Origin of the sequence: Micromonospora sonchi (genome assembly GCF_014646235.1) — a bacterium.
Lineage (GTDB): Bacteria > Actinomycetota > Actinomycetes > Mycobacteriales > Micromonosporaceae > Micromonospora > Micromonospora sonchi.
The window spans coordinates 15,973-39,874 of sequence record NZ_BMNB01000042.1 but is presented as its reverse complement, the minus strand read 5'-3'; the positions used below and the strand labels follow the sequence as shown (position 1 = coordinate 39,874).

General features: G+C 71.0%; 24 protein-coding genes, 1 pseudogene and 1 riboswitch. Of the genes and pseudogenes, 14 read left to right on the top strand and 11 right to left on the bottom strand.

Features of this window, described 5'->3' with window-relative positions; genetic code table 11:
• Window positions 1-181: 181 nt before the first annotated feature.
• The 5 genes from htpG to IEY61_RS28440 all read right to left on the bottom strand — a co-directional run bounded on the left by htpG (window position 182) and on the right by IEY61_RS28440 (window position 5,277).
• Window positions 182-2,098, bottom strand: coding sequence for a molecular chaperone HtpG (htpG, locus tag IEY61_RS28460; protein ID WP_189049866.1), 1,917 nt, complete (start codon window positions 2,096-2,098; stop codon window positions 182-184).
• Between the two features lie 169 nt (window positions 2,099-2,267).
• Window positions 2,268-2,537, bottom strand: a complete 270-nt coding sequence (locus IEY61_RS28455; protein ID WP_189049864.1) for a GlsB/YeaQ/YmgE family stress response membrane protein — start codon at window positions 2,535-2,537, stop codon at window positions 2,268-2,270.
• Between the two features lie 93 nt (window positions 2,538-2,630).
• Window positions 2,631-3,245: a GerMN domain-containing protein gene (locus IEY61_RS28450; protein ID WP_189049863.1), complete on the bottom strand. Its 615-nt coding sequence runs from the start codon at window positions 3,243-3,245 to the stop codon at window positions 2,631-2,633.
• On the bottom strand, window positions 3,242-4,597 hold the full coding sequence (locus tag IEY61_RS28445) for a sensor histidine kinase (RefSeq protein ID WP_189049861.1): 1,356 nt from the start codon (window positions 4,595-4,597) through the stop codon (window positions 3,242-3,244). Before IEY61_RS28445 ends, IEY61_RS28450 begins: the two co-directional genes overlap by 4 nt.
• A complete protein-coding gene (locus tag IEY61_RS28440) occupies window positions 4,594-5,277 on the bottom strand; it encodes a response regulator transcription factor (RefSeq protein ID WP_189049859.1) in 684 nt (227 codons plus the stop codon). Before IEY61_RS28440 ends, IEY61_RS28445 begins: the two co-directional genes overlap by 4 nt.
• A gap of 155 nt (window positions 5,278-5,432) precedes the next feature.
• On the opposite strand from IEY61_RS28440, the gene IEY61_RS28435 reads away from it, so the two are divergent.
• The 6 genes and pseudogenes from IEY61_RS28435 to IEY61_RS28410 all read left to right on the top strand — a co-directional run bounded on the left by IEY61_RS28435 (window position 5,433) and on the right by IEY61_RS28410 (window position 8,996).
• Window positions 5,433-5,864, top strand: a complete 432-nt coding sequence (locus IEY61_RS28435) for an STAS domain-containing protein (protein WP_189049858.1) — start codon at window positions 5,433-5,435, stop codon at window positions 5,862-5,864.
• A 30-nt stretch (window positions 5,865-5,894) separates the two neighbouring features.
• Window positions 5,895-6,176 carry a GlsB/YeaQ/YmgE family stress response membrane protein gene (locus IEY61_RS28430; RefSeq protein WP_189049856.1) on the top strand — a complete coding sequence of 94 codons (282 nt, stop codon included), beginning with the start codon at window positions 5,895-5,897 and terminating at the stop codon, window positions 6,174-6,176.
• A gap of 86 nt (window positions 6,177-6,262) precedes the next feature.
• Window positions 6,263-6,808 (top strand): annotated as a pseudogene (locus tag IEY61_RS28425) (STAS domain-containing protein); the annotation flags it as partial.
• Between the two features lie 283 nt (window positions 6,809-7,091).
• Window positions 7,092-7,859 (top strand): hypothetical protein, encoded by a 768-nt coding sequence (locus tag IEY61_RS28420; protein WP_189049852.1) that lies wholly within the window; start codon window positions 7,092-7,094, stop codon window positions 7,857-7,859.
• The gene (locus IEY61_RS28415; RefSeq protein ID WP_189049850.1) at window positions 7,859-8,491 is read left to right on the top strand and encodes a DUF6529 family protein; all 633 of its coding nucleotides are present in this window, start codon (window positions 7,859-7,861) and stop codon (window positions 8,489-8,491) included. The genes IEY61_RS28420 and IEY61_RS28415 overlap by 1 nt, the downstream gene beginning before the upstream one ends.
• 19 nt (window positions 8,492-8,510) lie before the next feature.
• The gene (locus IEY61_RS28410; protein WP_189049848.1) at window positions 8,511-8,996 is read left to right on the top strand and encodes a Rieske (2Fe-2S) protein; all 486 of its coding nucleotides are present in this window, start codon (window positions 8,511-8,513) and stop codon (window positions 8,994-8,996) included.
• A 209-nt stretch (window positions 8,997-9,205) separates the two neighbouring features.
• Here the strand turns inward: IEY61_RS28410 and IEY61_RS28405 are convergent, their stop codons facing one another.
• Window positions 9,206-10,225, bottom strand: coding sequence for a serine hydrolase (locus IEY61_RS28405; RefSeq protein ID WP_189049846.1), 1,020 nt, complete (start codon window positions 10,223-10,225; stop codon window positions 9,206-9,208).
• A gap of 146 nt (window positions 10,226-10,371) precedes the next feature.
• Entirely contained in the window at window positions 10,372-11,118 is a 747-nt protein-coding gene (locus IEY61_RS28400; protein WP_189049844.1) for an SAM-dependent methyltransferase, read from the bottom strand.
• Window positions 11,119-11,245: 127 nt separating this feature from the next.
• Window positions 11,246-11,358, top strand: a riboswitch (SAM riboswitch).
• 264 nt (window positions 11,359-11,622) lie between these two features.
• On the opposite strand from IEY61_RS28400, the gene IEY61_RS28395 reads away from it, so the two are divergent.
• From IEY61_RS28395 to IEY61_RS28385, 3 genes are read left to right on the top strand one after another with little or no spacing between them, the layout of a single operon-like run.
• Window positions 11,623-12,507: an ABC transporter substrate-binding protein gene (locus IEY61_RS28395; RefSeq protein ID WP_189049842.1), complete on the top strand. Its 885-nt coding sequence runs from the start codon at window positions 11,623-11,625 to the stop codon at window positions 12,505-12,507.
• Window positions 12,508-12,542: 35 nt separating this feature from the next.
• Window positions 12,543-13,325, top strand: a complete 783-nt coding sequence (locus IEY61_RS28390; RefSeq protein ID WP_189049840.1) for an amino acid ABC transporter permease — start codon at window positions 12,543-12,545, stop codon at window positions 13,323-13,325.
• A complete protein-coding gene (locus IEY61_RS28385; RefSeq protein ID WP_189049838.1) occupies window positions 13,322-14,053 on the top strand; it encodes an amino acid ABC transporter ATP-binding protein in 732 nt (243 codons plus the stop codon). Before IEY61_RS28390 ends, IEY61_RS28385 begins: the two co-directional genes overlap by 4 nt.
• A gap of 273 nt (window positions 14,054-14,326) precedes the next feature.
• Here the strand turns inward: IEY61_RS28385 and IEY61_RS28380 are convergent, their stop codons facing one another.
• Window positions 14,327-15,952: an ABC transporter permease gene (locus IEY61_RS28380; RefSeq protein WP_189049836.1), complete on the bottom strand. Its 1,626-nt coding sequence runs from the start codon at window positions 15,950-15,952 to the stop codon at window positions 14,327-14,329.
• On the bottom strand, window positions 15,949-16,866 hold the full coding sequence (locus IEY61_RS28375; protein WP_189049834.1) for an ABC transporter ATP-binding protein: 918 nt from the start codon (window positions 16,864-16,866) through the stop codon (window positions 15,949-15,951). Before IEY61_RS28375 ends, IEY61_RS28380 begins: the two co-directional genes overlap by 4 nt.
• A 105-nt stretch (window positions 16,867-16,971) precedes the next feature.
• Here IEY61_RS28375 and IEY61_RS28370 point away from each other — a divergent pair, with 105 nt between their 5' ends.
• Window positions 16,972-17,814, top strand: coding sequence for a TetR family transcriptional regulator (locus IEY61_RS28370; RefSeq protein WP_189049832.1), 843 nt, complete (start codon window positions 16,972-16,974; stop codon window positions 17,812-17,814).
• An 80-nt stretch (window positions 17,815-17,894) separates the two neighbouring features.
• Here the strand turns inward: IEY61_RS28370 and glpK are convergent, their stop codons facing one another.
• On the bottom strand, window positions 17,895-19,412 hold the full coding sequence (gene glpK, locus IEY61_RS28365; RefSeq protein WP_189049830.1) for a glycerol kinase GlpK: 1,518 nt from the start codon (window positions 19,410-19,412) through the stop codon (window positions 17,895-17,897).
• 285 nt (window positions 19,413-19,697) lie between these two features.
• Here glpK and IEY61_RS28360 point away from each other — a divergent pair, with 285 nt between their 5' ends.
• From IEY61_RS28360 to IEY61_RS28345, 4 genes are all read left to right on the top strand, one after another.
• Complete coding sequence (locus IEY61_RS28360; RefSeq protein ID WP_189049828.1) at window positions 19,698-20,357, top strand: hypothetical protein; 660 nt, start codon at window positions 19,698-19,700, stop codon at window positions 20,355-20,357.
• Complete coding sequence (locus IEY61_RS28355; RefSeq protein ID WP_189049825.1) at window positions 20,354-21,844, top strand: flavin-containing monooxygenase; 1,491 nt, start codon at window positions 20,354-20,356, stop codon at window positions 21,842-21,844. Before IEY61_RS28360 ends, IEY61_RS28355 begins: the two co-directional genes overlap by 4 nt.
• Complete coding sequence (locus IEY61_RS28350; RefSeq protein ID WP_189049823.1) at window positions 21,834-22,706, top strand: short-chain dehydrogenase/reductase; 873 nt, start codon at window positions 21,834-21,836, stop codon at window positions 22,704-22,706. The genes IEY61_RS28355 and IEY61_RS28350 overlap by 11 nt, the downstream gene beginning before the upstream one ends.
• A 132-nt stretch (window positions 22,707-22,838) precedes the next feature.
• Complete coding sequence (locus IEY61_RS28345) at window positions 22,839-23,405, top strand: ATP-binding protein (RefSeq protein ID WP_189049821.1); 567 nt, start codon at window positions 22,839-22,841, stop codon at window positions 23,403-23,405.
• A 26-nt stretch (window positions 23,406-23,431) separates the two neighbouring features.
• Here the strand turns inward: IEY61_RS28345 and IEY61_RS28340 are convergent, their stop codons facing one another.
• Complete coding sequence (locus tag IEY61_RS28340) at window positions 23,432-23,734, bottom strand: TraR/DksA family transcriptional regulator (RefSeq protein WP_189049819.1); 303 nt, start codon at window positions 23,732-23,734, stop codon at window positions 23,432-23,434.
• Window positions 23,735-23,902: the final 168 nt, after the last annotated feature.

Below are 23,902 nucleotides of genomic sequence, written 5' to 3'. Positions count from 1 at the left end.
GGGCCCACATCCACTGGGCCATGATCGACAACATGAGTCGACGCCTCACCCACGAAACCACCCCGTCCTGGCGAGACGATCAACCCGAAACAGACACACCACAACACACATGATCGAGATGCCCTCTAAGAAGGGGCCCCTCCTATACACGAGGCGTTAAGAAGGGGCCCCTCCTTACACCTCAGAGGGTGCGGGCGAGGCGGTCGGCGAGGATCCGGGCGAACCGCGACGGGTCGGCCAGGTCGCCGCCCTCGGCGAGCAGCGCCGTGCCGTAGAGCAGCTCGGCGGTCTCCGCCAGGGAACTGTCGGCCGCGCCCTGCTCGTGCGCCTTGCGCAGGCCGGTGACCAGCGGATGGGTCGGGTTCAGCTCCAGGATGCGCTTGACCTTCGGCACCTCGTGACCCATCGCCCGGTACATCTTCTCCAGCGTCGGGGTGATGTCCTGCGCGTCGCCGACCACGCACGCCGGCGACGTGGTCAGTCGCGACGACAGGCGTACCTCCTTGACCGAGTCGGCCAGCACCCCGCCCATCCAGCCGAGCAGGTCGGCGTACTCGGCGCGCTGCCGCTCCCGCTCGGACTCGGCCTCCTTGCGCTCCTCCTCGGTGTCCAGGTCGACCTGGCCCTTGGCCACCGAACGCAGGGCCCTGCCGTCGTAGCTGCCCACCCGTTCGACCCACACCTCGTCGACCGGGTCGGTGAGCAGCAGCACCTCGTAGCCCTTGGCCCGGAACGCCTCCATGTGCGGGGAGTTCTCGATGGTGGCGCGGTTCTCGCCGGTGGCGTAGTAGATGTCGCTCTGGCCGTCCTTCATCCGGCCGACGTACCCGGCGAGGTCGGTCAGCTCGGCTTCGTCGTGGGTGGAGACCACCGACAGGATCTCCAGCAGGACGTCCTGGTTGTCGCTGTCGTCGATCAGGCCTTCCTTGACCGCGGCGCCGAACTCGGTCCAGAAGGTGCGGTACCGCTCCGGCTGCGCGGTCTTGAGCTCCTTGACGGTCGCCAGGACCTTCTTCACCAGCCGGCGGCGTACCGCCCGGATCTGCCGGTCCTGCTGGAGGATCTCCCGGGAGATGTTCAGCGACAGATCGTGGGCGTCCACCACACCCTTGACGAAGCGCAGGTAGTTGGGCATCAGCGCGTCGCAGTCGTCCATGATGAACACGCGCTTGACGTAGAGCTGCACGCCGCGACGCCCCTGCGGGGAGAACAGATCCAGCGGGGCGTGCGACGGGATGAACAGCAGCGCCTCGTACTCGAAGGTTCCCTCGCCGCGCATGTGGATGGTTTCGAGGGGATCGGACCAATCGTGGCTGACGTGCTTGTAGAACTCGTGGTACTCGGCCGGCTCGACCTCGCCGCGCGGGCGGGCCCAGAGCGCCTTCATCGAGTTGATTGTCACCGTCTCGGTGGTCGCCTCGGCGCCGTCGGACCCGGGACGCTCCACGGCCATCCGGATCGGATGGGCGATGAAGTCGGAGTACCGCTTGACGATCTCGCGGATCGTCCACTCGGCGGTGTAGTCGTGCAGGTTGTCCTCGGCGTCGGCGGGCTTGAGGTGCAAAGTCACCGCCGTACCCTGGGGCGCGTCCTCGATCGGGGTCACGGTGTAGGTGCCCGCGCCGTCGGACTCCCAGCGGGTGCCGCCGTCCTCACCAGCCCGCCGAGTGATCAGCTCGACCTGGTCGGCGACCATGAACGCGGCGTAGAAACCAACGCCGAACTGGCCGATCAGCTCCTGCGACGTCCCGGCGTCCTTGGCCTCGCGCAGTTGTCGCAGCAGCTCGGCGGTGCCGGACTTGGCGATCGTGCCGATGACGGAGACGACCTCGTCGCGGGTCATTCCGATCCCGTTGTCCCGCACGGTGAGGGTACGGGCGTCCCGGTCGACCTCGATGGCGATGTGCAGGTCGTCGGTGTCGACGGCGAGTTCCTTGTCGAGCATCGCCGTCAGGCGCAGCTTGTCCAGCGCGTCCGAGGCGTTCGAAATCAACTCGCGGAGGAAGACGTCCTTGTTCGAGTAGATCGAGTGGACCATCAGCTGAAGTAGTTGGCGTGCCTCAGCCTGAAATTCCAACGTCTCGGTCCGGTCGTTCACACCAGGTCCCCTCTCTCCCCGTCAGTCATGACGATGCAGGAGAAGGATACGATCCGTCGCCGGCCGGGTGCGTCGGGTGGCCCACCTGTTGTGCCGGGGCGTACCGCAGTCGCCATCGCGCACCGCACCGGCCCGCCCCGACGCGGGGGCGGGCCGGTGGTGGCGGGGGTCAGCGGCGCCGGCGGCCGTACGCCCCGGCGACCAGCGAGACGCCGATCGCGGCGAAGGCCACCTGGATGAACAACTCGATCCAGTCGATGCCGGCGGTCTCGTCCACTCCGAGCAGTGCGGCGACCAGCGTGCCGAGGATGGCGGCCACGATACCGATCAGGATGGTCAGCAGGATCGGGATGCGCTGCCGTCCGGGCACGACCAGCCGGCCGAGCGCCCCGATGACCAGACCGATGACGATGGCGGTGAAGAAGCCGGTGATTTCCATGAGAGCCGTCCCTCCGAGCGTTTGCGTCGGCACACCTGATGCCCAGATCGGTGGGGCCGGCAAACCCGGTCCCCGACCGGAGGTTCCCTCCGCTCAACGAGGGCTGATCAGTGCCGCATAGTCGGTCATGGTAAGCGGCCCCGGCGACAGGGACAGGTCCGCCCGGGGGACGCTCAGCACGGCGCCGTCGCGCAGGAAGAGCACTCCCGTGACGTCGGTGCGGGCGGTGAGCGTACAGACGATCTGCCCGTACGCGATGGGTTCGTCGATGCGGCCGGTCTCCGCGTCGGCCGTCGCGAGCGTGACCCGCGCCTGGCCGTCGACGAGTTCCACCACGGCGTGGCTGAACGCGCCCGGCAGGGCACTGGTCAGGCCGTCGTCGCGCTCGGCGGAGGTCGGCCCGGCGAGCAGGTTCCCCAACTGCGCCTCGACCGTGGGCACCTGGTCGACCCGGCGGATCGCCAGGATCAGCCGGTCGTCACGGGAGAAGTAGAGCAACTCGGTCACCGCCCCGGTCTCGGCCACCGTCGGTGTGGCGGTCGCCTGGTACGGGAACGGGCCGGGCGGAGGGGTCACCGCCCGGGGCAGGTCCTCGGCCGGCACCCCGCACGAGGCGACCAGGCCGAGCAGGCCGACAGCCAGCGCCGTGGCCAGCCTGCGGCGCGCACCGACCGGCGAAGCGGCGTTCGGAGGGCCGATCCGGGTCATGCGAGGCTCCCCGGCAGGGTGACCCGGAACCGGGCCCCGCCCCCGGGGCGGTCGCTGGCCGAGGCCACGCCACCGTGCGCGGCGGCATGCTGGGCCACCAGCGCGAGCCCGAGACCGCTGCCGTCGCCCCCACCGCGGTGATGGGCCGCCCGACCGCGGACGAAACGATCGAAGATCGCCTCCCGGTCCTCCACCGGCACCCCCGGCCCCTCGTCGTCCACCTCGATCACCCCGGCGTCGCCCGCCCGGAGCAGCCGCACGGCGACCGGGCCGGCACCGTAGCGTTCGGCGTTGTCCAGCAGGTTCGCCAACACCTGCGCGACCCGTCGCCGGTCCACCTGCCAGGTTGCCGGCGTGTCCGCCGCCAGGTGCACCATCGACTCCGGCAGGTCCCGGTCGCGGCAGGCCCGCCGGGCCAGTTCGGTCAGCTCGACCGGTTCCCGGTGCACCGGCTGGTCGCCGCGGGCCAGATCCAGCAGGTCGTTGACCAGTTGCTGAAATCGATCGATCTCGTCGGCCACCAGCCGGGCCGCGGTCGCGGTCCGCTCGTCCTGGTTCTCCCGCCGACGGGCCAGCACGCTCGCCGCCGCGGCGAGCGTCTGCAGGGGCGAGCGCAGCTCGTGGCTGACGTCGGCGGCGAAGCGCCGGTCCCGGTCGATGCGCTGGGCCAACTCGTCGACCATCCGGTTGAAGGACGTGGACAGGCGGGTCAGGTCCGGGTCGGTGTCCGGGGTGAGGCGGGTGGTGAAGTCACCGGCGGCGATCCGCTCGGCGGCGTCGGCGACGGCGGTCAGCGGACGCAGCCCGTGCCGGGTGGCGTACCAGCCGAGCGCCGCTCCCGACCCGGCCACCATGATCGCTACCGCGGTCAGCGCCAGCGCCAGCACCTGGAAGGTCTGCTCCAGCTCCCGCAGCGAGGCGATCTCGTAGAAGAACGCCGACTCCGACAGCGGCACGCCGACCAGCATGTACGGCTGGTCGTCGAGCCGGATCCGCTGCACCGCCGGCTCCCCCGCCATGACCAGTTCGTTCAGCCGCACCGGGATGGCGTCGGTGACTCCGGTGCCGGCGACACGCCCGTACCATTCGCCGTTGAGCAGCATCAGCGCCCGCCGGCTGGTGCCGGTGTCCAGCGTCCGCAGGGCCTCGGCGGCATCCGGGTTCTCGACGTCCAGGCCGGCGCGGACCACCGCCGCGTCGTAGTATGCCGCCCGCAGCACGGTGCGCTCCCGCTCGTCGAGCAGCGTACGGCGGGTCAGCTCGTACGACACCAGGGCCATCGAGGCCGACAGCAGCAGGGCCCCCACGGCGAACGCGGTGGTGACCCGGGCACGCAGTCCGAGGCGTCTCATCGCTGGAGTTTGTAGCCGAGCCCGCGCAGTGTCACCAGATGCCGGGGATTGGCCGGATCGGTCTCGATCTTCTGGCGCAGCCGGCCCACGTGCACGTCCACCAGGCGCTCGTCGCCGGTGTCGTACCCCCAGACCCGGCTGAGCAACTGCTGGCGGGAGAGCACCCGCCCGGCGTGCTCGGCCAGCTCGCAGAGCAGCCGGAACTCGGTGCGGGTGAGCGCGACCGGCTCGCCCGCCCGGCGTACCTCGCCGGCCTCGGGGCTGACCTCCAGGTCCCCGAAGGAGAACACCGGAACCTCCGCCTCCACCGTGGTCACCGTGCGGGCCCGCCGGCGCAGGGCCCGCAACCGGGCCGTCAGCTCCTTTATCGCCACCGGCTTGACCACGTAGTCGTCGGCGCCGGCCTCCAGGGCCGCGACGATGTCGTGGGTGTCGTCGCGGGCACTGACCACCACGATGGGTACGTCGTCGTCGCGGCGCAACTGGCGGATGGCCTCGAAGCCGTCGATGCCGGGCAGCATCAGGTCGACCAGCACGTAGTCGGCGGACTCCCGGCGCTGCGAGCGCAGGCCCTCCTCGGCGGTCGCCGCGCCACGCGCCTCGTAACCTTCGTCCTCCAGGGCGAGCAGTAACGCCAACCGGATCCGGTCGTCGTCCTCGATCACCAGTACCGCTGTCATACCGGAATCATCCCCAAGGCCGTGCGGACCAGCCAATCACGGCCGGACTGCGGGCGTTTTGTCATGCAACTGTCATACGTCCGCGTGGTGCCCGCCACTCCGGGTCGGCAGGGTGGGAACCGACCTCGGGGACGGCAGGAAAGGAGGCCACCGACGTGACCAACCCACGCCGCGCCGAGTGCACCGTGCCGCTCGTCGAGGTGGCCATCACCGAGTTCGAGCTGGCCTGCCTGCCCGAGACGGGGGCGGTGTTCGACCGGTTGCTCGCCCTGCATCCGGCGCGAGTGGTGATCGATCTGTCCGGCTGCCGGCACATCGACGCCGCCGCGATCGGGCTGCTGCTCGACGTGCACCGCCAGATGGTGCGCACCGGCGGCGTGCTGGCGCTGCGTGATCCCAACCCGCGAATCGCCCGCATCCTCCAGGCCGCCCGGTTGGATCAGATCCTGCCGGTGCACACCGACAACGCCGCGCCACCGACCCCGGGCACCGGGGCGCTGGCGCCGGCGGCCGGCGACCCGGAGCTTCCGGGCACCGCGCCGCGCCGGTCCGCGTACGGCCACGCGGCCGTCACCGTACGCACCTGATCCGCCCCGCCCGTCCGCACGAGGAGCAGCATGACCATCGCCGGGATCGCCGCGGCCCTCGCCGTCGGCCTCGCCGTCGGCCTCGCCGTCGGTGCGCTCGGCCGCCTCGTCGTCCCCGGCCGGCCGAGCGTGCCGCTGTGGCTGACCATGACCATCGGCGGCGTCGCCGCGCTGCTCGGCGCCATCAGCGCCTGGCTGGCCGGAGTCCGCGGGCTCAGCCTGCTGGGCCTGATCGTCCAGGCCGGCCTCGCCGCGGTCGGCGTGGTCATCGTGGTCGCCACCGCCGGCAAGGAACGCTCCGACTCCCGCTGACCGCCCGCACGGCGACGGCACCCTCCGCCGGACGCCCCGAGTCCGTGACCCGGCCGTGACGGCCGCGGCACCGGAGAGGAAGCAGGATGACCGTCGTACCGGACGACAACCTGATGACCCTGATCTGCGACGCGTGCGGCGAGACCACCACCGACACGGCACGCGTGCTGCCCGACGCCGAGGTCGTCTGGACGCTCGTCTCCGACCACGGTTGGAGCGGCTCCCCGTTCGCCACCGGCCCGCACCGGTGCCCGCGGTGCAGCACCCTGCCACCGGGCACGAACCCGCTCGACGACCGTGCCGGCGGGCCGGGCGCCGACGTCGAACCCGTCGGCGACGTGCAGGTGCTCGTCGACAAGGACGGCCTCGACCCGCAGGCCGACGACGCGCTGCGTACCGCGTTGCGCGAAGCGGTCGAGGTGAGCGGGACGGTCGTGGTGGATCTGGCCGCGGTCCGCGTCATCGACTCGATCGGGCTGGGCCTGCTGGTCCGCGCCCACCGTGAGGTACGCGAGCGCGACGCTCGGCTCTGCCTGGCCGCGCCGTCGCGGTTCATCCGCACGGTGCTGCACACGATGCGGCTCGACGGGATCTTCCCGATCTTCGACACCCTGGACGACGCCCTGACCCAGCTCGACGCGGCCGGGGAGGGTGCCGAGGTGACGCGGGTCGACGTCACGCCGGCCGAGGCCGTGCGCCACCGGGTCGGCGCGCACAAGAGCTCCGGCACCCCCCGCCGCCGCAATCCGCGCATCTCCGTCTGAGTCACCTCACCGGGCCGGACCGGGCCCGGCCGAGATGTTAAAAGGGGCCCCCTCCTATACACGAGGCGTTAACAGGGGCCCTTCCTTTCACTTCGGCAGTGTTGAACTTTCGAGGGCGGCGGGCCGTACCTGTGGGGGAAGGAGGTCGCCCATGAAGCGCCTTACTCCGTTGCTGACCCTCCTGTCGGGGGTGGTGACGGCTGCCGTGCTGTTCACGATGAGTGCGCAGGCATCCCCGCCGAGCACCCAACCTGCGGCCAGCAGCGGTCCACCGGCCGCCGCGCCGGCTGCCGAGCCTGAGCCCGAGGGCGAGGCCGGCGCGGACGTGGCGGAACCGGATGACGCCCCCGCCCGACCGCCCGGAACGGCGCCGCCGACCGAGCCGGACGCGTCATCGGCCGGCACCGAGGTCGCCTCGGTCGAACAGAACTGGATCGGCCAACTGGAGAACGGCGCCGTCATCGCGATCACCGTCAAGAACGGCAAGGCCGAGGCGTACGTCTGCGACGGCCGCAGCATGGAGGTGTGGCTCTCCGGCACGGTGCGGGACGGGAAGATCGAGCTGACCGGCAAGGACGCGAAGCTCAGCGGCATCATCCGCGGCGACAGCGCCAGCGGCGAGATGATCGTGGGCGTACGCCGCTGGAAGTTCACCGCCTGGCCCGAGGAGAGGTTGACGGACGAGCCGAACGTCAAGTCCGGCTCGGTCACCAGCCCGGCGATCTACCGCGCGACCGACGATGTCCGCAAGGCCGGCATCGACGGCGGCTGGATCTTCCTGCCCGATGGCACTCAGATCGGCATCGTCACCTGGAACGGCAAACTGATCCCGGCGCCGCCGCTTGATCCCGCCTTCTACAGCACCCTGGTCAACGGAGTCACCCTCACCGCCGAGCCGGTCGTCCCCGGGGCACGGTGATGGCCGAACACCGCATGGGCAGCGTACGCACGGTGCCGCGCCGAGCGCCCGAGCCCGCCGTCGAGGTGCTGCGCGACTTCGGCAGTCCCCCGCCGAGCGCCCAGCGGCGGCGCCCCTCGCTGCTGGTTCCGGTGCTGGTGGGTGCGGGGGTCACGGTGGCCCTGGGCGTCTACGGCCGCACCCACACCCCGACCGGCATCGCGGTGAACGTGGCCGGCTTCTCCTCGCCGTTGACGGTGAAGGTGTGGTTGGGCAGCGGGGCGGCATTCTTCGCCGTCATCCAGTTGCTCAGTGCACTGTCCATGTGGGGCCGGCTCGGCGGGTTCTCCCCGTCCTGGGCCGGTTCCGCGCACCGCTGGTCGGGCCGGGTCGCGTTCCTGCTCACCGTTCCGGTCGCCGTGCACTGCCTGTACGCGCTCGGCTTCGCCGACTACGACACCCGTACGCTGGCGCACTCCCTGCTGGGGTGCTTCTTCTTCGGGGCGTTCACCACCAAGATGTTGGCCCTGCCCAAGCGTGGCCTCGCCGGCTGGGTACTGCCGGTGATCGGTGGTGCCGTCTTCGTCGCCCTGATCGGTGTCTTCCTGACCTCGTCGGTCTGGTACTTCACCACGTTCGGCTTCCAACTCTGACCCCGGAAAGGCATCCCAGATGAAGCACGAGCAGGCCGGCTGCTGCCGGTCGCGACGGGCCCTGCTGGCCGCCACCGGCGCGGTGGGCGTGGCCGGGCTGACCGGCTGCGCGACGTACGGCCAGCCGGCGGCGGCCCCGGCACCGCCGGCCAGCGCGGACTCGTCGGGCAGTGCGGGCCCGTCGGGCAGCGCCATCCCCGACGACGGGGACGCCGGTGCCCCGGCGCTGGCCACCCTGGCGGACATCCCGGTCGGCGGTGGTCAGATCTTCGCCGACGCGGGCGTGGTGGTCACCCAACCCACGGCCGGTGCCATCAAGGCGTACTCCGCGACCTGTACGCACCAGGGCTGCACGGTCACCTCGGTCGCCGACGGCGTGATCACCTGCGCCTGCCACAACAGCGTGTTCGACATCGCGGACGGATCGGTACGCAGCGGACCGGCGGGTGCTCCGCTGCCGGCCGCGAACGTCACGGTCGACGGGGACGCCATCCGGCTGGCCTGACCCGGCCGCCCGCGGGAAGCGAACGCGGTAGACGCGGCCCACCCAGGCCCGGGCCGCGCGGGGCCGTCCGGGGTGCCTCCCACCTCCGGGCGGCCCCTGCCCGTCACCACCTCCACCCCGTCGATCTTGCACTCCTGGTCGACGATACGCCCCTTTTGACAGCATTCACCCCGACGAAAAGTGCAAGATCGGCGAGAGTGGTGGGCGGGTCAGCCCCCGTTGACGGGGTGGAACTGCTGGACGGAGTGGCGGGCGCGCGCCGCGCGGTTGGTGACCGGGCCGACGGCGTCGAACATGACCCGTCCCAAGGCCGCGTGTGCCCGTACGGCCGGATGCGTGCCGCCGTAGTTGTCCAGGTCACCGAGGGTGTCGGCGAAGAACGCGTAGGTCAGCGCCGGCGCGCCGGTCGCGTCGAAGACGATGCCGGCCTCGTGCCGGGCGGCGCCCCGCGAGTCGTAGTCCGCGCCGTACTTGGTGGCGACCCGACTGCGTTCCGCCGAGGACATGTCGCGGCGGACACCGTCGTGGTAGCCGTTGATCCAGCGCAGGATGCCGAGGAGGAAGTCGCTGGACCGGGCCGACAGCAGGGTCTTGTTGGCCAGCCGCCAGAGCAGGTCGTGGGTCTCCCGCGCGGTGGTGACGCCGAGAAAGAACCGGTTCGGGTTGGCCACCGGCTCCACTCTGGTGTGCGTGAAACCCTTGGCCGCGAGAATCTGGTTGATCTCCAGCGCCGGCACCACCCGGCCGCACATCCGCACCGCCGTGTTGTCGGAAACCAGCAGCAACGCGGTGAGGAAGTTCGCCACCGTGACCTCGTCGCCCCAGACGGTCTGCAGGAAGTAGATCCCGCTGCCACCGAGGATGATGTCGGCGGTCAGGTCCAGACGCTGGTCGAGCCGCAGCTCCCCCCGGTCGATCTTGTCCATCACCGCGATGGCGACCGCGACCTTCTGCACGCTGTACCCGTGCGTCACCCGGTCGGCATCGTCCGCCACCACGGTCCGCAGTGCACCGGCGGCGCCGACCATGGCAACATGCGAGTGCCACACACCGCCCGCCCGCGTCTTCTCCCGCTGATACGTACGCCGGATCAGATCCTCCGCGGTACCGGCACCGATCTCAGGTGCCGGTGCGCCCGGCGCCGCGCTGGCGCCACGCGGGGCCGCCACCAGTGCCGCCGTCGCCGCCCCGATGCCGATGGCGGCCCGCCGACTCATCTGCTTGGGCATTGCCAGTCCCCCTGACTATCGTCTCCGACCGGCGAACGCCGGCACCGGACACACGCTGCCATACCAGTCCATCCCGCGCCGGAGCGGGAGGGTCCGAACTGGACCGACAATGGTCAGCGGCCCAGTCCGCTGTGCGCCGCCGCAGCTCAGCGGCGGATCAGTGCGAAGACACCCCAGCCCAGGTACTCGCGCTGGTAACGGACATGGCGCACCGGGTCCTCGGTCAGCTCCCGCCGCAGCTCGTCGGCGAGCGGGTCGTCCCGGTTCGCGTCCAGCCAACGGCGCAGGTTGAGCCAGTGCGCCGCCGCGTAACGGTCCCAGCTGTCCTGGTCGGCCAGCACCATTTCCACCAGGTCCCAACCCTGCTCGCCGAAGAGGCCGACCAGGCCCGGAAGATCCTGGAAGTCGTCCCGGCTCGCGGCCTGGCAGCCCTCGACGGTCGCCTGGTCGGGCGGATCGATCCGCCAGTACGGCTCACCCACCAGCGCCATACCGCCTGGACGCAGCCGCCGAGCCAGGATCTCCAGGGTGCCGGCAACGCCGTTGCCGATCCAGGTGGCGCCGACGCAGGCCGCCAGGTCGACCGGCTCTTCGGGCAGGTACGACGCGGCGTCACCGTGCACGAACCGGACCCGCTCGGCCACGCCCAGCTCGGCAGCCCGCTCGCGGGCGGCGGCGGTGAAATCGGTGCTGATGTCGACGCCGGTGCCGACCACCCCGTGGTCGCGGGCCCAGGTGCAGAGCAGTTCACCCTTGCCGCTGCACAGGTCGAGTATCGACGTGCCCGGCGCGAGTTTCAGCGCCCGGCCCAGGGTGGCCAGCTTGCCGGCGTCGAACGGGTTGAGGATGCGTAGGTCACCTTCGCGGATGACGAAACTTCGAGGTAGATCCATGAGTCCCGCAGGGTAACCGTCCGCCCCGCCCTCGCCAACGGGTTAATCGACCCAGGCCCTGGACCGGGGTGAGGCTGGTCATAACGGGTGGACCCGGCCCCGTCACCTGCTGCTAGCCTCGGCGGCAGGTCATGAGCGCCAGCGCCAAGCCCCGGCTCGCTGGCCGGCAACCCTCGTCCGCGCAGGGGTGCCCCGGGTGAGGACCAGGCATCGGAGCAGGCTCCGGTGCAAGCGTGGCCTGGTTTCCCAGGTCATCACGACCTGGAGGAGAGCCGTGCCGCATCGCAGTCGTACCCTTCCTGTCGTCCCCGGTCCGAACCTGACCCGGCGCCGGCACGTCGACATGATGCGGGTGTGCAGCGCCGCGTGTAGCTGATCGCGCCGATCGCCGCCGCGTGTGGCTGATCGATCCCTGACCTTCCTGATCCGTTCCAGCGGTCCGTCCTGCGACGGACCGTCGGTGTGGCACGTCCGTGCCCGCCGTAGCTCAACCAGGAGACACCTGTGCGAATCCTTCCTGTCCTGACCCGGGCCGCCGCCGTCGGCGTCGCCGCCATCGTGGGCGCCGCCACCCTCACCGCCTGCGGCTCGGACTCCGGCGGCAGCACCGCCGACAACCCGTACGACCTGCTCCAGCCCGGGGTGCTGCGGGCCGGCACCCTCACCGACGCCCCGCCGAACGTGTACCTGAAGGACGGCAGGTTCACCGGGTTCGACAACGACCTGCTGGTCGCCGCCGCCGACCGGCTCGGGCTGAAGGTGGAGTTCGTCGGCACCGACTTCTCCGCGTTGCTGTCCCAGGTGAACACCCGCAAGTTCGACGTCGGCAGCTCCTCGATCACCATCACCGAGGCGCGGAAGAAGACCGTCGACTTCGGCAACGGCTACGACTTCGGCTACTTCGGCCTGAACGTGCCCGCCGCCTCCTCGCTGAGCGGCTTCGACCAGCTGTCCGGCAAGCGGGTGGTGGTCGTGCAGGGCACCGTCCAGGACGACTACGCCACCAACAAGGGCCTCGACCCGGTGCGGGTCCCCGACTACAACGGCGCGATCAACCAACTGAAGGCCGGCACCGCCGACGCCTGGATCGCCCCCGCCGAGATCGGTGAGAAGACCGCCGCCGACAGCGGCGGCAAGATCAAGGTGGCGGCGACGGAACTCAGCCCGGCCCCGACGGCGTACGCCTTCGCCAAGGGCAACGACGCGCTGCGCGAGGCGCTGAACAAGGCCCTCGACGAGGTGATCGCCGACGGTACCTGGACCCGGCTGCTGGAGCAGTACTACCCGGGCCGGCCGATCCCGGCCGAGTTCACCCCGGGCAGCGGCAACGTGACCCCGCCCTCGGCGTCGGCCGGCTCGGTGGCCCCGTCGGCGTCAGCCGCTTCCTGAGGTAGGGCGACGAGCGAGCCGGGCGGAGGTTGACCGTGGATCCATTGCGCACCCTGTGGGAGACGTTCTTCGACTGGGAGTCCATGCGCGAGGCGCTACCCGAGATGCTCACCGTCGGATTGCCGAACACGCTGATCCTGGCGGTCACCGCCGCCCTGCTCGGCTCGGCGCTGGGCATCGTGCTGGCCGTGGCGGGCATCTCGCGTACCCGATGGTTGCGCTGGCCGGCACGGATCTACACCGACGTGTTCCGCGGCCTGCCGGCGGCGGCGACGATCCTGCTGATCGGCGTCGGCCTGGCCCCGCTCGGCATGCAGGTGTGGGGGCCCAACCCGTACCCGCTGGGCATCCTGGCGCTGTCGCTGATCGCGTCGGCGTACATCGGGGAGATCTTCCGGTCGGGAATCCAGTCGGTGGAGGCCACCCAACTGGAGGCGGCCCGCGCGCTGGGCTTCTCCTGGGGCGAGGCGATGCGGATGGTGATCATCCCGCAGGGCATCCGCCGGATCCTGCCGGCCTGGGTGAACCAGCTGATCGCCCTGATCAAGGACTCCAGCCTGGTCTACTTCCTCGGCCTGCTGGCCAGCCAGCGGGAGCTGTTCCGGATCGGGCAGGACTACGCGGCCAACACCGGCAACCAGTCCGCGCTGCTGCTGGCCGGGCTCTTCTACCTGGCACTGACCGTGCCGCTGACGCACGTGGTCAACTGGATCGACGGGCGGCTGCGGCACGGACGGCCGGCGACCGGGCCGGCCGGCGACGACCCCGACGACCTGGACCTGGCGCTGCCCGGCGCCGCCGGAGGCAACCAACGATGAGCAGATCGGTCAGTCTCAGCCTGCGCGACGTACACCTGGCCTTCGGACGCCACCAGGTGTTGCGCGGCGTCGACCTGGACGTGGCCCGGGGCGCCACCACCTGCGTGATCGGTCCGTCCGGGTCGGGCAAGTCGACCCTGCTGCGTACGGTCAACCGGCTGCTCGAACCGGACCGTGGCGATGTGCTGCTGGACGGGCGCAGCGTGCTGCGCGACGACCCGGACGCCCTGCGGCAGCGGATCGGCATGGTGTTCCAGCAGTTCAACCTCTTCCCGCACATGAGCGTGCTGCGCAACATCACCCTCGCGCTGCGGCGGATCCGCAAGCTCGGCGAGGACGAGGCGGTGGCGGTCGCCCGCGAACACCTGGACCGGGTCGGTCTGGCCGCGAAGGCCGACGCCCGGCCGGCGCACCTGTCCGGCGGGCAGCAGCAGCGCGTCGCCATCGCCCGCGCGCTGGCCATGCAGCCGCAGGTGATGCTCTTCGACGAAGCCACCTCGGCGCTGGACCCGGAACTGGTCAAGGGTGTACTGGCGCTGATCGCGGACCTCTCCGCGCAGGGCATGACCATGGTGGTGGTGACCCACGAGATGGGCTTCGCCCGGGAGGTCGCCGACACCGTCGCCTTCATGGACGCCGGGGTGGTGCTGGAGGCCGACGAGCCGGCAGCCATCTTCGAGTCGGCCCGGCACCCTCGCCTGCGCCGATTCCTCTCCCAGGTGCTGTGAAGCCGCGCTGGACCGGATATCGGAGGCAGCGCCCGTCGGGCAACCTCGGGTGGCACCGCCGCAAGCGGGATCGGCGGGAGCGGGCACGGCATCCATGGCAGGAAGCCTGCGGCACCCGACGACCGCCCGCCGCCCCTGTGGACACCCACCGCTCCCTGTGCACAACCCCCACACCCAGCCCCGAATGTGCTATGAGGGGTCGTTGATCGTCTGCAGTTGAGTGACTCTCATCGCGGCGTGTCGAGCCACTGAACTGCAGACGATCAAGAGCCGCTAGCTGGGGGTGTCGCGGCGGCGGAAGGTGATCAGGCCGGCGGCGATCAGGGCGACGGCTACGGCGGCGAGGGTGATCAGCGGCAGCACCGTGAGGTCGGCGGCGGGCACCGAGGGGATGTGCGTGTACGGCGACAGGTTCAGCGCGGCCTGCGGCAGGTCGAGTATCGCGCCCAACTGCCCGAGCAGCAGGAACACGATCAGCACCGTCCAGCTCAGCGCGACCGACCAGCGCGGCAACGCGCCGAACAGGACGGCCACCACCCCGGCGACCACCAGCAGGGCCGGCATCCGCAGCAGCGCCGCCCCGCCCAGCTCGGCGACCCGCCCGACCGGGTCGCCGACGGCCAGCCCGTAGCCGAGACCGGTGGTGACCCCGGCCAGCAGCATCAGCGCCAACGCGCCCAGCACGGCGCCGAGCACCTGCGTACCGAGCCATCGAGTGCGGCTGACCGGCGTGGCGAGCAGCGCCTCCAGCACGCCATCGGACTCGTCGTTGCGGGTACGCAGCAGGGCCTGCACCACGTACGCCCCGATGGTCAGCGCGAACAGCCCGAGCATCGCGGCCAGGTACGCGTCGACCAGCTCCGATCCACCGCCGAGCAGGGCGATCGCCTCGGCCGCCTGCGGGTTGTCGGCGATCATGGCGTCGACCTCGTGCCCGGCCACGCCCATGCTGAGACCGAGCACCGCCACCGCGACGGCCCAGCCGGCCAGCGCGCCACGGTGCAGCCGCCAGGTCAGCCCCACCGGGCTGAGCAGCCCGGTGGCGGCCCGCGCCGGCCCGCGCCGCGCGGCGAACAGACCGGCGCCGACGTCGCGGCGTTCGGCCAGCGCGAAGGCCAGGGCGACCCCGGTGACGAGCAGGGCGACCGGCAGCGCGAGGACCCACCAGCGTTCCCCGCCGAAGGCCCGCAACTGGGTGCCCCAGCCCAGCGGGGAGAGCCAGGTCGGCCAGGCGCTGTCCAGCCGGACTCCGCCGGCCTCACGTTCGCCGAGCACGTCGCCGGCGGCCCGCAGCAGGAACGCGGCCCCCACCGTGGCGGCGGCGAGGGCGTTGCCGCCCCGGGAGGTGACGGTGAGTTGGGCGGTGACGGCGGCGACGCCGGTGAAGGCGACACCGACCCCGCCGATCGCAGCGGCGGCGGCCGTCGAGCCGGCCACCGGCAGCCCGGCGCCGACGAACGCCGCCGCGAGCAGCCCGGCGGCCAGCACATTGGCGCCGACCACGACCACCAGGGCGGCGGTGAGCAGGGCGTACCGGCCGACAGCGGAGGCACCGAGCAGTTCGGCCCGCCCGGTCTCCTCGTTCTGCCGGGTGTGCCGGATCACGGCGAAGGTGCTGAGCAGCGCGGCGAGCAGGGCCAGGGTGAGGTACGTCTCGGTGACCACCACGGCACCGAGGTCGACGCCGGCGACCGGGCCGTTGAACGCGCGGGCCACCACGCTGGTCACGGCGGTCTCGGCGTACCCGAGGCGGGTCCGCTCGTTCGGGTAGAGGCCGGCGACGCTCTCGGCGAGGGCGTACCCGATCAGGGGCGTGCCGAGCACCCAGATCGCCAGCCGGATCCGGTCCCGGCGCAACGCGAGCCGGGCCAGCCGGAACGTGCCGGTGAAGCCGCTCATCGGGTGCCGCCGACGGATGCGGACCGGCCGTTGGCGGTGTCGCCGTAGTGCCGCAGGAACAACTCCTCCAGGGTGGGCGGTGCGCTGGTCAGCGCCCGGACCTCGAACCGGACCAGGTGACCGAGGAGGGCGTCGAGGTGGTCGGGTTCGACCTCCAACCGGACCCGGCCGTCGATCGGTCGGACCTCGTGCACCCCGGGCAGGGCCTCCAGGCCGGTCAGCGGGCGTACGGTCTCGACGGTCACCGTGGTGCGGGCGAGGTGACGCAGTTCGGTGAGGGTGCCGGCCTCCACCACGCGGCCCTCGCGGATGATGCTGACCCGGTCGCAGAGGGCCTCGACCTCGGCGAGCACATGGCTGGAGAGCAGTACGCTCGCACCGGCCCCGGTGAGTTCGCGGACCTCCTCCTGGAACACCGCCTCCATCAGCGGGTCCAGCCCTGAGGTGGGCTCGTCCAGGACGTACAGCTCGACGTCGGAGGCGAAGGCGGCGACGATCGCCACCTTCTGCCGGTTGCCCTTGGAGTAGGTGCGGCACTTCTTCGTCGGGTCCAGGTCGAAGCGGTCCAGCAACTCGTCCCGGCGGCGATGGTCCAGCCCGCCGCGCAGCGCGCCGAACAGGTCGATCGCCTCGCCGCCGGAGAGGTTGGGCCAGAGGTTGACGTCGCCCGGCACGTACGCCAGCCGTCGGTGCAGCGCGACCGCGTCGCGCCACGGGTCGCCGCCGAGCAGCCGCACCTGCCCGGAGTCGCGGCGCAGCAGACCGAGCAGGATCCGGATGGTGGTCGACTTGCCGGAGCCGTTGGGTCCCAGGAAGCCGTGCACCTCCCCCGGTTCCACCCGCAGGTCGAGACCGTCGAGCGCGCGTACACCGCCGAAGGTCTTGACGAGGTTCTCGATGGAGATCACTGACATGGGTGCCTCCCGTCGTGCCGGTATCGATCCCACTGTACTTACCGAAGGTAAGGCTCCGACACCGGCATCCCTATCCGACGGTCAGTAGCCGCTACGCTGAGGGGCATGACCTGGGTGGAGACCGACGGCACGCGAAGCCGCATCCTGCGCGCCGCGCTCGACCTCTTCGCCGTTCAGGGCTACCAGCGCACCTCGCTGCGTCAGATCGCCGAGCGACTCCAGTTGACCAAAGCCGCGATCCTCTACCACTTCCCCAGCAAGGGGCACCTGCTCACCGCCCTGGCCGAACCCATGGTCCGCGACCTGGAGACGCTGGTGGAGACCGCCTGCGCACTGTCACTTGAGCAAGCGAGGTGGACGCTGCTGGAGGGCTGGGTGGACACCATGCTCGAACATCGTGGCCCGCTCGGCATGCTCTTCCACGACCTCGCGCTGGTCGAGCGGGGCAGCACGTACCACCGGCTGGTGCGGATCGCGATGCGAGCCAACGAGATCGTCGCCGGCCCGGACGCGGACCGCCGCGAACGGGTCCGCGCCGTGCAGGCGATCGCCATGTGCAGCGACCCGGTGGTGTTCCTGATGGACGTACCCGCGCCGGTGCTGCGCGTCGACATGCTCGACGGCGTCCGCCGCCTGCTGGGTGGCGGCCAACCCGGCACCGCCCGCCCACCCGACACCCCCGACCCAACCGATGTGGCAACCGGCGAGCAGGTATCGGCCGATGCGCCCACCCATGCCCGGGCCGCCATCCCGCTATCGGCACCCACCGGTCGACGGCGGCCCGGACGTCCACCGGCGATGACCTCCGAGCAGGTGCGCGCCGCCCGCCGGATGCACGCGGCCGGCACTCATTCGGCCGACGAGATCGCCGCCGAGTTCGGCGTGTCCCGGGCGACCGTCTACCGCTATCTCGACTCAACACAGGATACTGAGACGGTTCTGAGATAGTTCTGAGACAGTCAGGCGGTGTTAATAGGGGGCCCTTCCTCTACACCAGGCGTTAAAAGGGGGCCCCTCCTTGCGGGGGGTCAGTTGATGTCGACCCAGTCGAGGGTGCGCTGGACCGCCTTGCGCCAGCCGGCGTAGCCGGCCGCGCGCTGCTGCGGCGACCAGGTCGGCTGCCAGCGCCGGCTCTCGTTCCAGTTCTGGCGCAGTTCGTCGGTGTCGGCCCAGAAGCCGACGGCCAGGCCGGCGGCGTACGCCGCGCCGAGGGCGGTGGTCTCGGCGACGACCGGCCGGCTGACCGGCACACCGAGGATGTCCGCCTGCAACTGCATGCACAGGTCGTTGACGGTTACGCCGCCGTCGACCTTGAGGCACTCCAGGGGTACGCCGGAGTCCTGCGCCATCGCCTCGGCCACGTCCCGGCTCTGGTAGCAGATCGCCTCCAGGGTGGCCCGGGCGATGTGGGCGTCGGTGTTGTAGCGGGACAGCCCGACGATGGCCCCTCGGGCGTCGGAGCGCCAGTACGGGGCGAACAGGCCGGAGAAGGCAGGCACGAAGTAGACCCCGCCGTTGTCGTCGACCTGGCGGGCGAGGTGCTCGCTCTGCCCCGCGCTGCTGATGATTTTCAGCTGGTCGCGTAGCCACTGCACCGCCGAGCCGGTGACGGCGATGGAGCCCTCCAGCGCGTAGACCGGCGCCGCGTCGGCGAACTGGTAGCAGACGGTGGTGAGCAGGCCGGCCTTCGACCGGACGATGTCGGTGCCGGTGTTGAGCAGCATGAAGTTGCCCGTACCGTAGGTGTTCTTCGCCTCGCCCGGCGCGAAGCAGACCTGACCGACGGTGGCGGCCTGCTGGTCACCCAGATCGCCGGTGATCCGGACCGGCCCGCCGAACGGGCCGTTCGGCAGGGTGCTGCCGTAGCCGTGCGGGTCGGAGGAGGCGACGATGCGCGGCAGCATGGCGCGGGGAATGTCGAAGAAGGACAGCAGTTCGTCGTCCCAGTCCAGGGTTTCCAGGTTCATCAGCATGGTGCGGCTGGCGTTGGTGGGGTCGGTGACGTGCGCGCCGCCGTCGGTGCCGCCGGTGAGGTGCCACAGCAACCAGGTGTCGGTGTTGCCGAAGACGGCCTCGCCGCGTTCGGCCGCCGCCCGGACACCCTCGACGTTCTCCAGGATCCACTGGATCTTGCCGGCGGAGAAGTAGGTGGCCGGCGGCAGACCGGCCTTGCGCCGGATGACGTCACCCCGGCCGTCGCGCTCCAGCGCGGCGGCGATCCGGTCGGTACGGGTGTCCTGCCAGACGATGGCGTTGTAGTACGGCCGGCCGGTGCGCCGGTTCCACACCACGGTGGTCTCCCGCTGGTTGGTGATGCCGAGGGCGGCCAGGTCGGACGCGGCCAGGTTGTGCGTGTTCAGGGCCGTCCGCACGACCGTCTGGGTCCGCTCCCAGATCTCCACCGGGTTGTGCTCCACCCAGCCGGCGCGCGGCAGAATCTGCTGGTGTTCGAGCTGATGGCGGCCGACCTCGCTACCGCTGTGGTCGAAGATCATGAATCGGGTGCTGGTGGTGCCCTGGTCCACGGCGCCGACGAAATCGGTCATGCATGGTCCCCTTGTCGTCCTGGGTCGTCGCGCCCCGCCGCCTGCCGGTGGCCGCTGCGGGCGCTTTGCTCTGCTTCAACCCGCGCAATGTTTCTCGCCGGAATCCGTTGCGTGGGTTGAAGCAGAGCAAAGCATGGCCGGGGAACAGTGGCCACCGCAGCGCCGCGACGCCGACACAGGGGCGGGGGCGCCGGCCGGCACTCCGCGTCCCTGCCACCGCGTTGCCGGAAGCCGGAAGGTGGTCGCGCGATTGTGCTGCCCGATGCACTCCGGGATACTCGTCGGGTGTCTGAAGAGCAGCCCTCGGCAGCCGGGGCACCACCCGCCGCCGCATCCCCTCCCGAGCAGAAGGCGAGCGATCCGGAGCAGGCGGAAGAATCCCCATGGTGGAAGAATGCAGCCATAGTCGTACCGGCAATCATCGGGATCATCGGCGTCGTGGTTTCCGCATATCTTGCACTCAATCCTCGGGCCGCACCAGAAGTGGACAACGCAACGCTCTGCCGGCAGAAGCATCCGGATGCGAAAGAAGTGCCGGTCGAGGTCGAGGCGCGGTCGCCGAGCCGGTTTTCGGGTTGCGTATGGCCGCCGGTGCTAGGAGCAGATCCGGACGGCTACTGGACCGTTCAGGTGCAAGATTTCGAAATACCCGGGAGTTACGCTGCCCAAAAATTCACCGCAATACAGGTCTTCTCGACCTCGTGCTTCGCCCTGACGCTCGACTATCGCTTTTTCTCACAAGGAACGGCCGCCCATTCCCGATTCACGGTGGACACCGTGCAGACGGTTTCAGGTTACGACGGCGAGGTCGTGAATCTGTACGCCGAAGTCCCAAATCCGCCCCACGAAGTCCTGCAAGCTCAGGACACGCATCTGATCGTCCTGATCAATTCTAGATACACGCTGCATCGGGTCAGGTGCACGGATTCCGGCGGCGATGGATGATCGAGATCGACGTCGCTGTCGTCGGGGCCGGCTTCGGCGGCCTGGGCGCGGCCATCCAGTTGCAGCGGGCCGGCTTCACCGACTTTCTCGTCTTCGAGCGGGGTGACGACGTCGGGGGCACCTGGCGGGACAACACCTACCCCGGTTGCGCCTGCGACGTGCCGTCGCACCTGTACTCGTTCTCGTTCGCCCCCAACCCGAACTGGTCGGACACCTTCTCCGGGCAGCAGGAGATCTGGGACTACCTGCGCGGCTGCGTGGACCGCTTCGGCGTACGCCCGAGGTTGCGGCTGCGCCATGAGCTGCGCCGGGCCGACTGGGACTCGCGGCGCGGACGCTGGCGGCTGGACACCTCCGGCGGCGCGTACCTTGCCCGGGTGCTGATCTGCGCCACCGGGCCACTCAGCGAGCCGGCCATGCCGGACTTGCCCGGCCTCGACGGCTTCGCCGGCACCGTCTTTCACTCCGCCCGTTGGCGGCACGACCACGACCTGACCGGTCGCCGGATCGCGGTGATCGGCACCGGCGCGTCCGCCGTGCAGTTCGTACCCCGCATCCAGCCGGTCGTGGCGCGGCTGGCCCTGTTCCAGCGCACCCCGGCTTGGTTGATGTCGCGCCGGTCGCGCCCGATCACCCGGCTGGAGCAGTCCCTGTTCCGTCGGGTGCCCGCCACGCAGCGCGCCGCCCGGGCCGGGGTCCACCTGGCGCGCGAGGCGATGGCCGTCGGCTTCCTCCACCCCACGGTGAACCGGGTTGCCGCCCGACGTTCCCTGCGCAAGCTGCGACGCGAGGTCGCCGATCCGGGCCTACGCGCCACCCTCACCCCCGACTACACCATGGGCTGCAAGCGGGTGCTCATCTCCGACGACTACTGGCCGGCCCTGACCCGGGGCAACGTCGACGTGGTCAGCGCCGGCATCAGCCGGGTCACCGCCGACGGGCTGGTCACCGCCGACGGCGTGCACCACCCGGCGGACACGATCATCCTCGGCACCGGTTTCCGCGTCACCGACCCGCCCGTCGCCTCCCGCATCCACGGTCGGGGCGGGCGCAGCCTCGCCGAGGCGTGGACGCCGAGCATGCGGGCGTACCGGGGCACCAGCGTCGCCGGCTTCCCCAACCTGTTCTTCCTGCTCGGCCCGAACACCGGCCTCGGACACACCTCGGTGGTGCTGATGCTCGAGGCTCAGCTGCGCCTGATCCTCGCCGCCCTGCGTCACCAGCGGGCCACCGGCGTACCCGCCATCGAACCCACCGTCGAGGCGCAGCGGCGCTGGACCGAGCGGGTCGACCGGCGGATGCGCGGCACCGTCTGGCAGACCGGCTGCGCGAGTTGGTACCTCGACGCCAGCGGCCGCAACACCACGATCTGGCCGGGGTACGCCACCGGCTACCGGTGGCGGCTGCGCCGCTTCCGCCCCGCCGACCACCAGCCCGTCGAGATCGGCGGCGCAGACCGGAACCTGGAGCGCTTTGATGCGGTATGACCTTCGCGGCAGGACCATCCTGATCACCGGTGCTGCCCGCGGCATCGGCGCCGCCCTGGCCCGGGCCGCCGCCGCCCGCGGCGCCCGGGTCGCCCTGGTCGGCCTGGAGCCGGCGCTGCTGCGCGAGGTGGCGCGGGATGTGGACGGGCACTGGTACGAGTGCGACGTCACCGACCAGGCGGGGCTCCAGGACGCCGTCAGCTCCACCGTGCAGCGGTACGGCGGCGTCGACGTGGTGGTGGCCAACGCCGGCGTCGCCAATCTCGGCACGGTCGCGAGCGGGCCGGTGGACGCACTGGTACGCACCATCGACGTGAACCTGTCCGGCGTGATCCGTACGGTCAGCGCGGCGCTGCCACACGTGCTGGCCGCCCAGGGTCACGTGCTGATCGTCTCGTCGGCGGCGGCCTTCGCCGCGATGCCGGGCATGGCCGCGTACGCCGCGTCGAAGGCCGGGGTGGAGCAGTTCGGCAACGTGCTGCGGCTGGAGAACCGCCGGCGCGGGCTGACCGTCGGCACCGCCCACCCGATCTGGATCGACACCGACCTGGTCCGGGACATCCGCGAGGCCTTCCCGTCGTTCCGGGCGGCGCAGCGCAGGTTGCCTTGGCCGCTGTCCGCCGTGGTCAGCGTCGAGCGCTGCGCCGACGCGCTGCTGCACGGCATCGAACGTCGCCGCCGCAAGGTCTACGTGCCCCGCTCGCTCGCCCTCGTCCAGGCGCTGCGGCCGGTGGTGCTCAGCGGGCTGTCCGACGCGCTGATCACCCGGTTCGGGGGCGGTGAGCTGGCCGAACAGATGGCCGACGAGGTCCGTCGGCTAGGCCGGGCCTTCGGCCGCACCTCGGTCGGGGACCGGCACTGAGCGCCCGGCCCGCCGGCTCAGTCCGGGCGGAACAGGCAGAATTCGGGTGCCCGCCGGGTCGGTGGCCGGACGCGAGGATACTTGCCCTGCAGCAATGTTCGCGGTCGCCGTACGACGACGTAATCTGCCATCATGAGCAACCTCGGTCGGCCGGACGCCACTGGCCCGGGTGGTCCGTCTCCGGGCGATGGCGAGGCGACCTCCCTTTTGTCACTTTCGTTCACCGCCGAGACGGTGACCACGGTGCGGCACCTGCTCGCCGCGCGGATCGCCGCGGCGGGCCTCACCGGGGACGTGGCCGAGGATCTCGTCCTGGCCATCCACGAGTTGGTCACCAACGCCGTGCTGCACGGCGGCGGCCACGGGCGGCTCGACCTGTTCCGGCACGCTGACCGACTCGTCTGCGAGGTGATCGACCACGGCCACGGCGGCGATCTGACGGTGAACCTCCCGGCGGCGAACACCCCGGGTGGGCGCGGACTCTGGCTGGCCCACCACCTGACCGGGGCGTTGACCCTCACCCGCCGGCCCGATGGCGTGACCGCCACGGTCGTCGCCAACCTGGACCCGGAGCGGGCCGCACCGCCCGGCGTGATCACCACCCAGGGGCTGCCGGACACCGTCACCAGCGGGCTGCCACTCGGCTGGATCGGATCTGATGGACGCCCCGGCGATGACGGTAGGCTGCCGCACCGGTAAGCCGGGTGCGGCAGCCCGCGCCAAGGTCAGCCGGTCTGCTTCTGCTGGCAGGGCACGCAGAACCGGGCGTGCGGAAGGATCTCCAGGCGTTCCCGGGCGATCGTCGTACCGCACTTCTCGCAGCTGCCGTAGTTGCCGGCGGCCAGCCGCCGCAACGCACCCGTGATCTGCTCCAGGCTCTGCCGGGTCGCCACGATCAGGGCGGCGTTGGTGTGCGCCTCCGCCGGATCTCCGGTATCGGCCGTCAGCTGGGTCAGCCGGGCCGTCTGCGTCTCGTGTTCCTGAGTCAGCGTCAACTCGAGTTGGGTGAGCCATGTCTGGTCGTTCATGTCGGATTCCCTTTCTTCCGGAATAGAAAAAAGGGCCGAAGCTTGAGCTTCGCCCTTGGCCGTCCTGATCAATGAACGGGTTCCGGAGGGCTCCGGCCGGCGGGGCTCGGCTGGCCATGACCAGTCCGAGCGGGGATCCGCCAATCCACCGCGCCCGGGGCAGCCGGC

Bases quoted from the DNA above. Each gene is read 5' to 3' on its own strand.
- IEY61_RS28455 (WP_189049864.1), bottom strand. From the start codon at position 2,537: ATGGAAATCACCGGCTTCTTCACCGCCATCGTCATCGGTCTGGTCATC.
- IEY61_RS28450 (WP_189049863.1), bottom strand. From the start codon at position 3,245: ATGACCCGGATCGGCCCTCCGAACGCCGCTTCGCCGGTCGGTGCGCGC.
- IEY61_RS28445 (WP_189049861.1), bottom strand. From the start codon at position 4,597: ATGAGACGCCTCGGACTGCGTGCCCGGGTCACCACCGCGTTCGCCGTG.
- IEY61_RS28440 (WP_189049859.1), bottom strand. From the start codon at position 5,277: ATGACAGCGGTACTGGTGATCGAGGACGACGACCGGATCCGGTTGGCG.
- IEY61_RS28430 (WP_189049856.1), top strand. From the start codon at position 5,895: ATGACCATCGCCGGGATCGCCGCGGCCCTCGCCGTCGGCCTCGCCGTC.
- IEY61_RS28420 (WP_189049852.1), top strand. From the start codon at position 7,092: ATGAAGCGCCTTACTCCGTTGCTGACCCTCCTGTCGGGGGTGGTGACG.
- IEY61_RS28415 (WP_189049850.1), top strand. From the start codon at position 7,859: ATGGCCGAACACCGCATGGGCAGCGTACGCACGGTGCCGCGCCGAGCG.
- IEY61_RS28410 (WP_189049848.1), top strand. From the start codon at position 8,511: ATGAAGCACGAGCAGGCCGGCTGCTGCCGGTCGCGACGGGCCCTGCTG.
- IEY61_RS28405 (WP_189049846.1), bottom strand. From the start codon at position 10,225: ATGCCCAAGCAGATGAGTCGGCGGGCCGCCATCGGCATCGGGGCGGCG.
- IEY61_RS28400 (WP_189049844.1), bottom strand. From the start codon at position 11,118: ATGGATCTACCTCGAAGTTTCGTCATCCGCGAAGGTGACCTACGCATC.
- IEY61_RS28385 (WP_189049838.1), top strand. From the start codon at position 13,322: ATGAGCAGATCGGTCAGTCTCAGCCTGCGCGACGTACACCTGGCCTTC.
- IEY61_RS28380 (WP_189049836.1), bottom strand. From the start codon at position 15,952: ATGAGCGGCTTCACCGGCACGTTCCGGCTGGCCCGGCTCGCGTTGCGC.
- IEY61_RS28375 (WP_189049834.1), bottom strand. From the start codon at position 16,866: ATGTCAGTGATCTCCATCGAGAACCTCGTCAAGACCTTCGGCGGTGTA.
- IEY61_RS28370 (WP_189049832.1), top strand. From the start codon at position 16,972: ATGACCTGGGTGGAGACCGACGGCACGCGAAGCCGCATCCTGCGCGCC.
- glpK (WP_189049830.1), bottom strand. From the start codon at position 19,412: ATGACCGATTTCGTCGGCGCCGTGGACCAGGGCACCACCAGCACCCGA.
- IEY61_RS28355 (WP_189049825.1), top strand. From the start codon at position 20,354: ATGATCGAGATCGACGTCGCTGTCGTCGGGGCCGGCTTCGGCGGCCTG.
- IEY61_RS28350 (WP_189049823.1), top strand. From the start codon at position 21,834: ATGCGGTATGACCTTCGCGGCAGGACCATCCTGATCACCGGTGCTGCC.
- IEY61_RS28345 (WP_189049821.1), top strand. From the start codon at position 22,839: ATGAGCAACCTCGGTCGGCCGGACGCCACTGGCCCGGGTGGTCCGTCT.
- IEY61_RS28340 (WP_189049819.1), bottom strand. From the start codon at position 23,734: ATGAACGACCAGACATGGCTCACCCAACTCGAGTTGACGCTGACTCAG.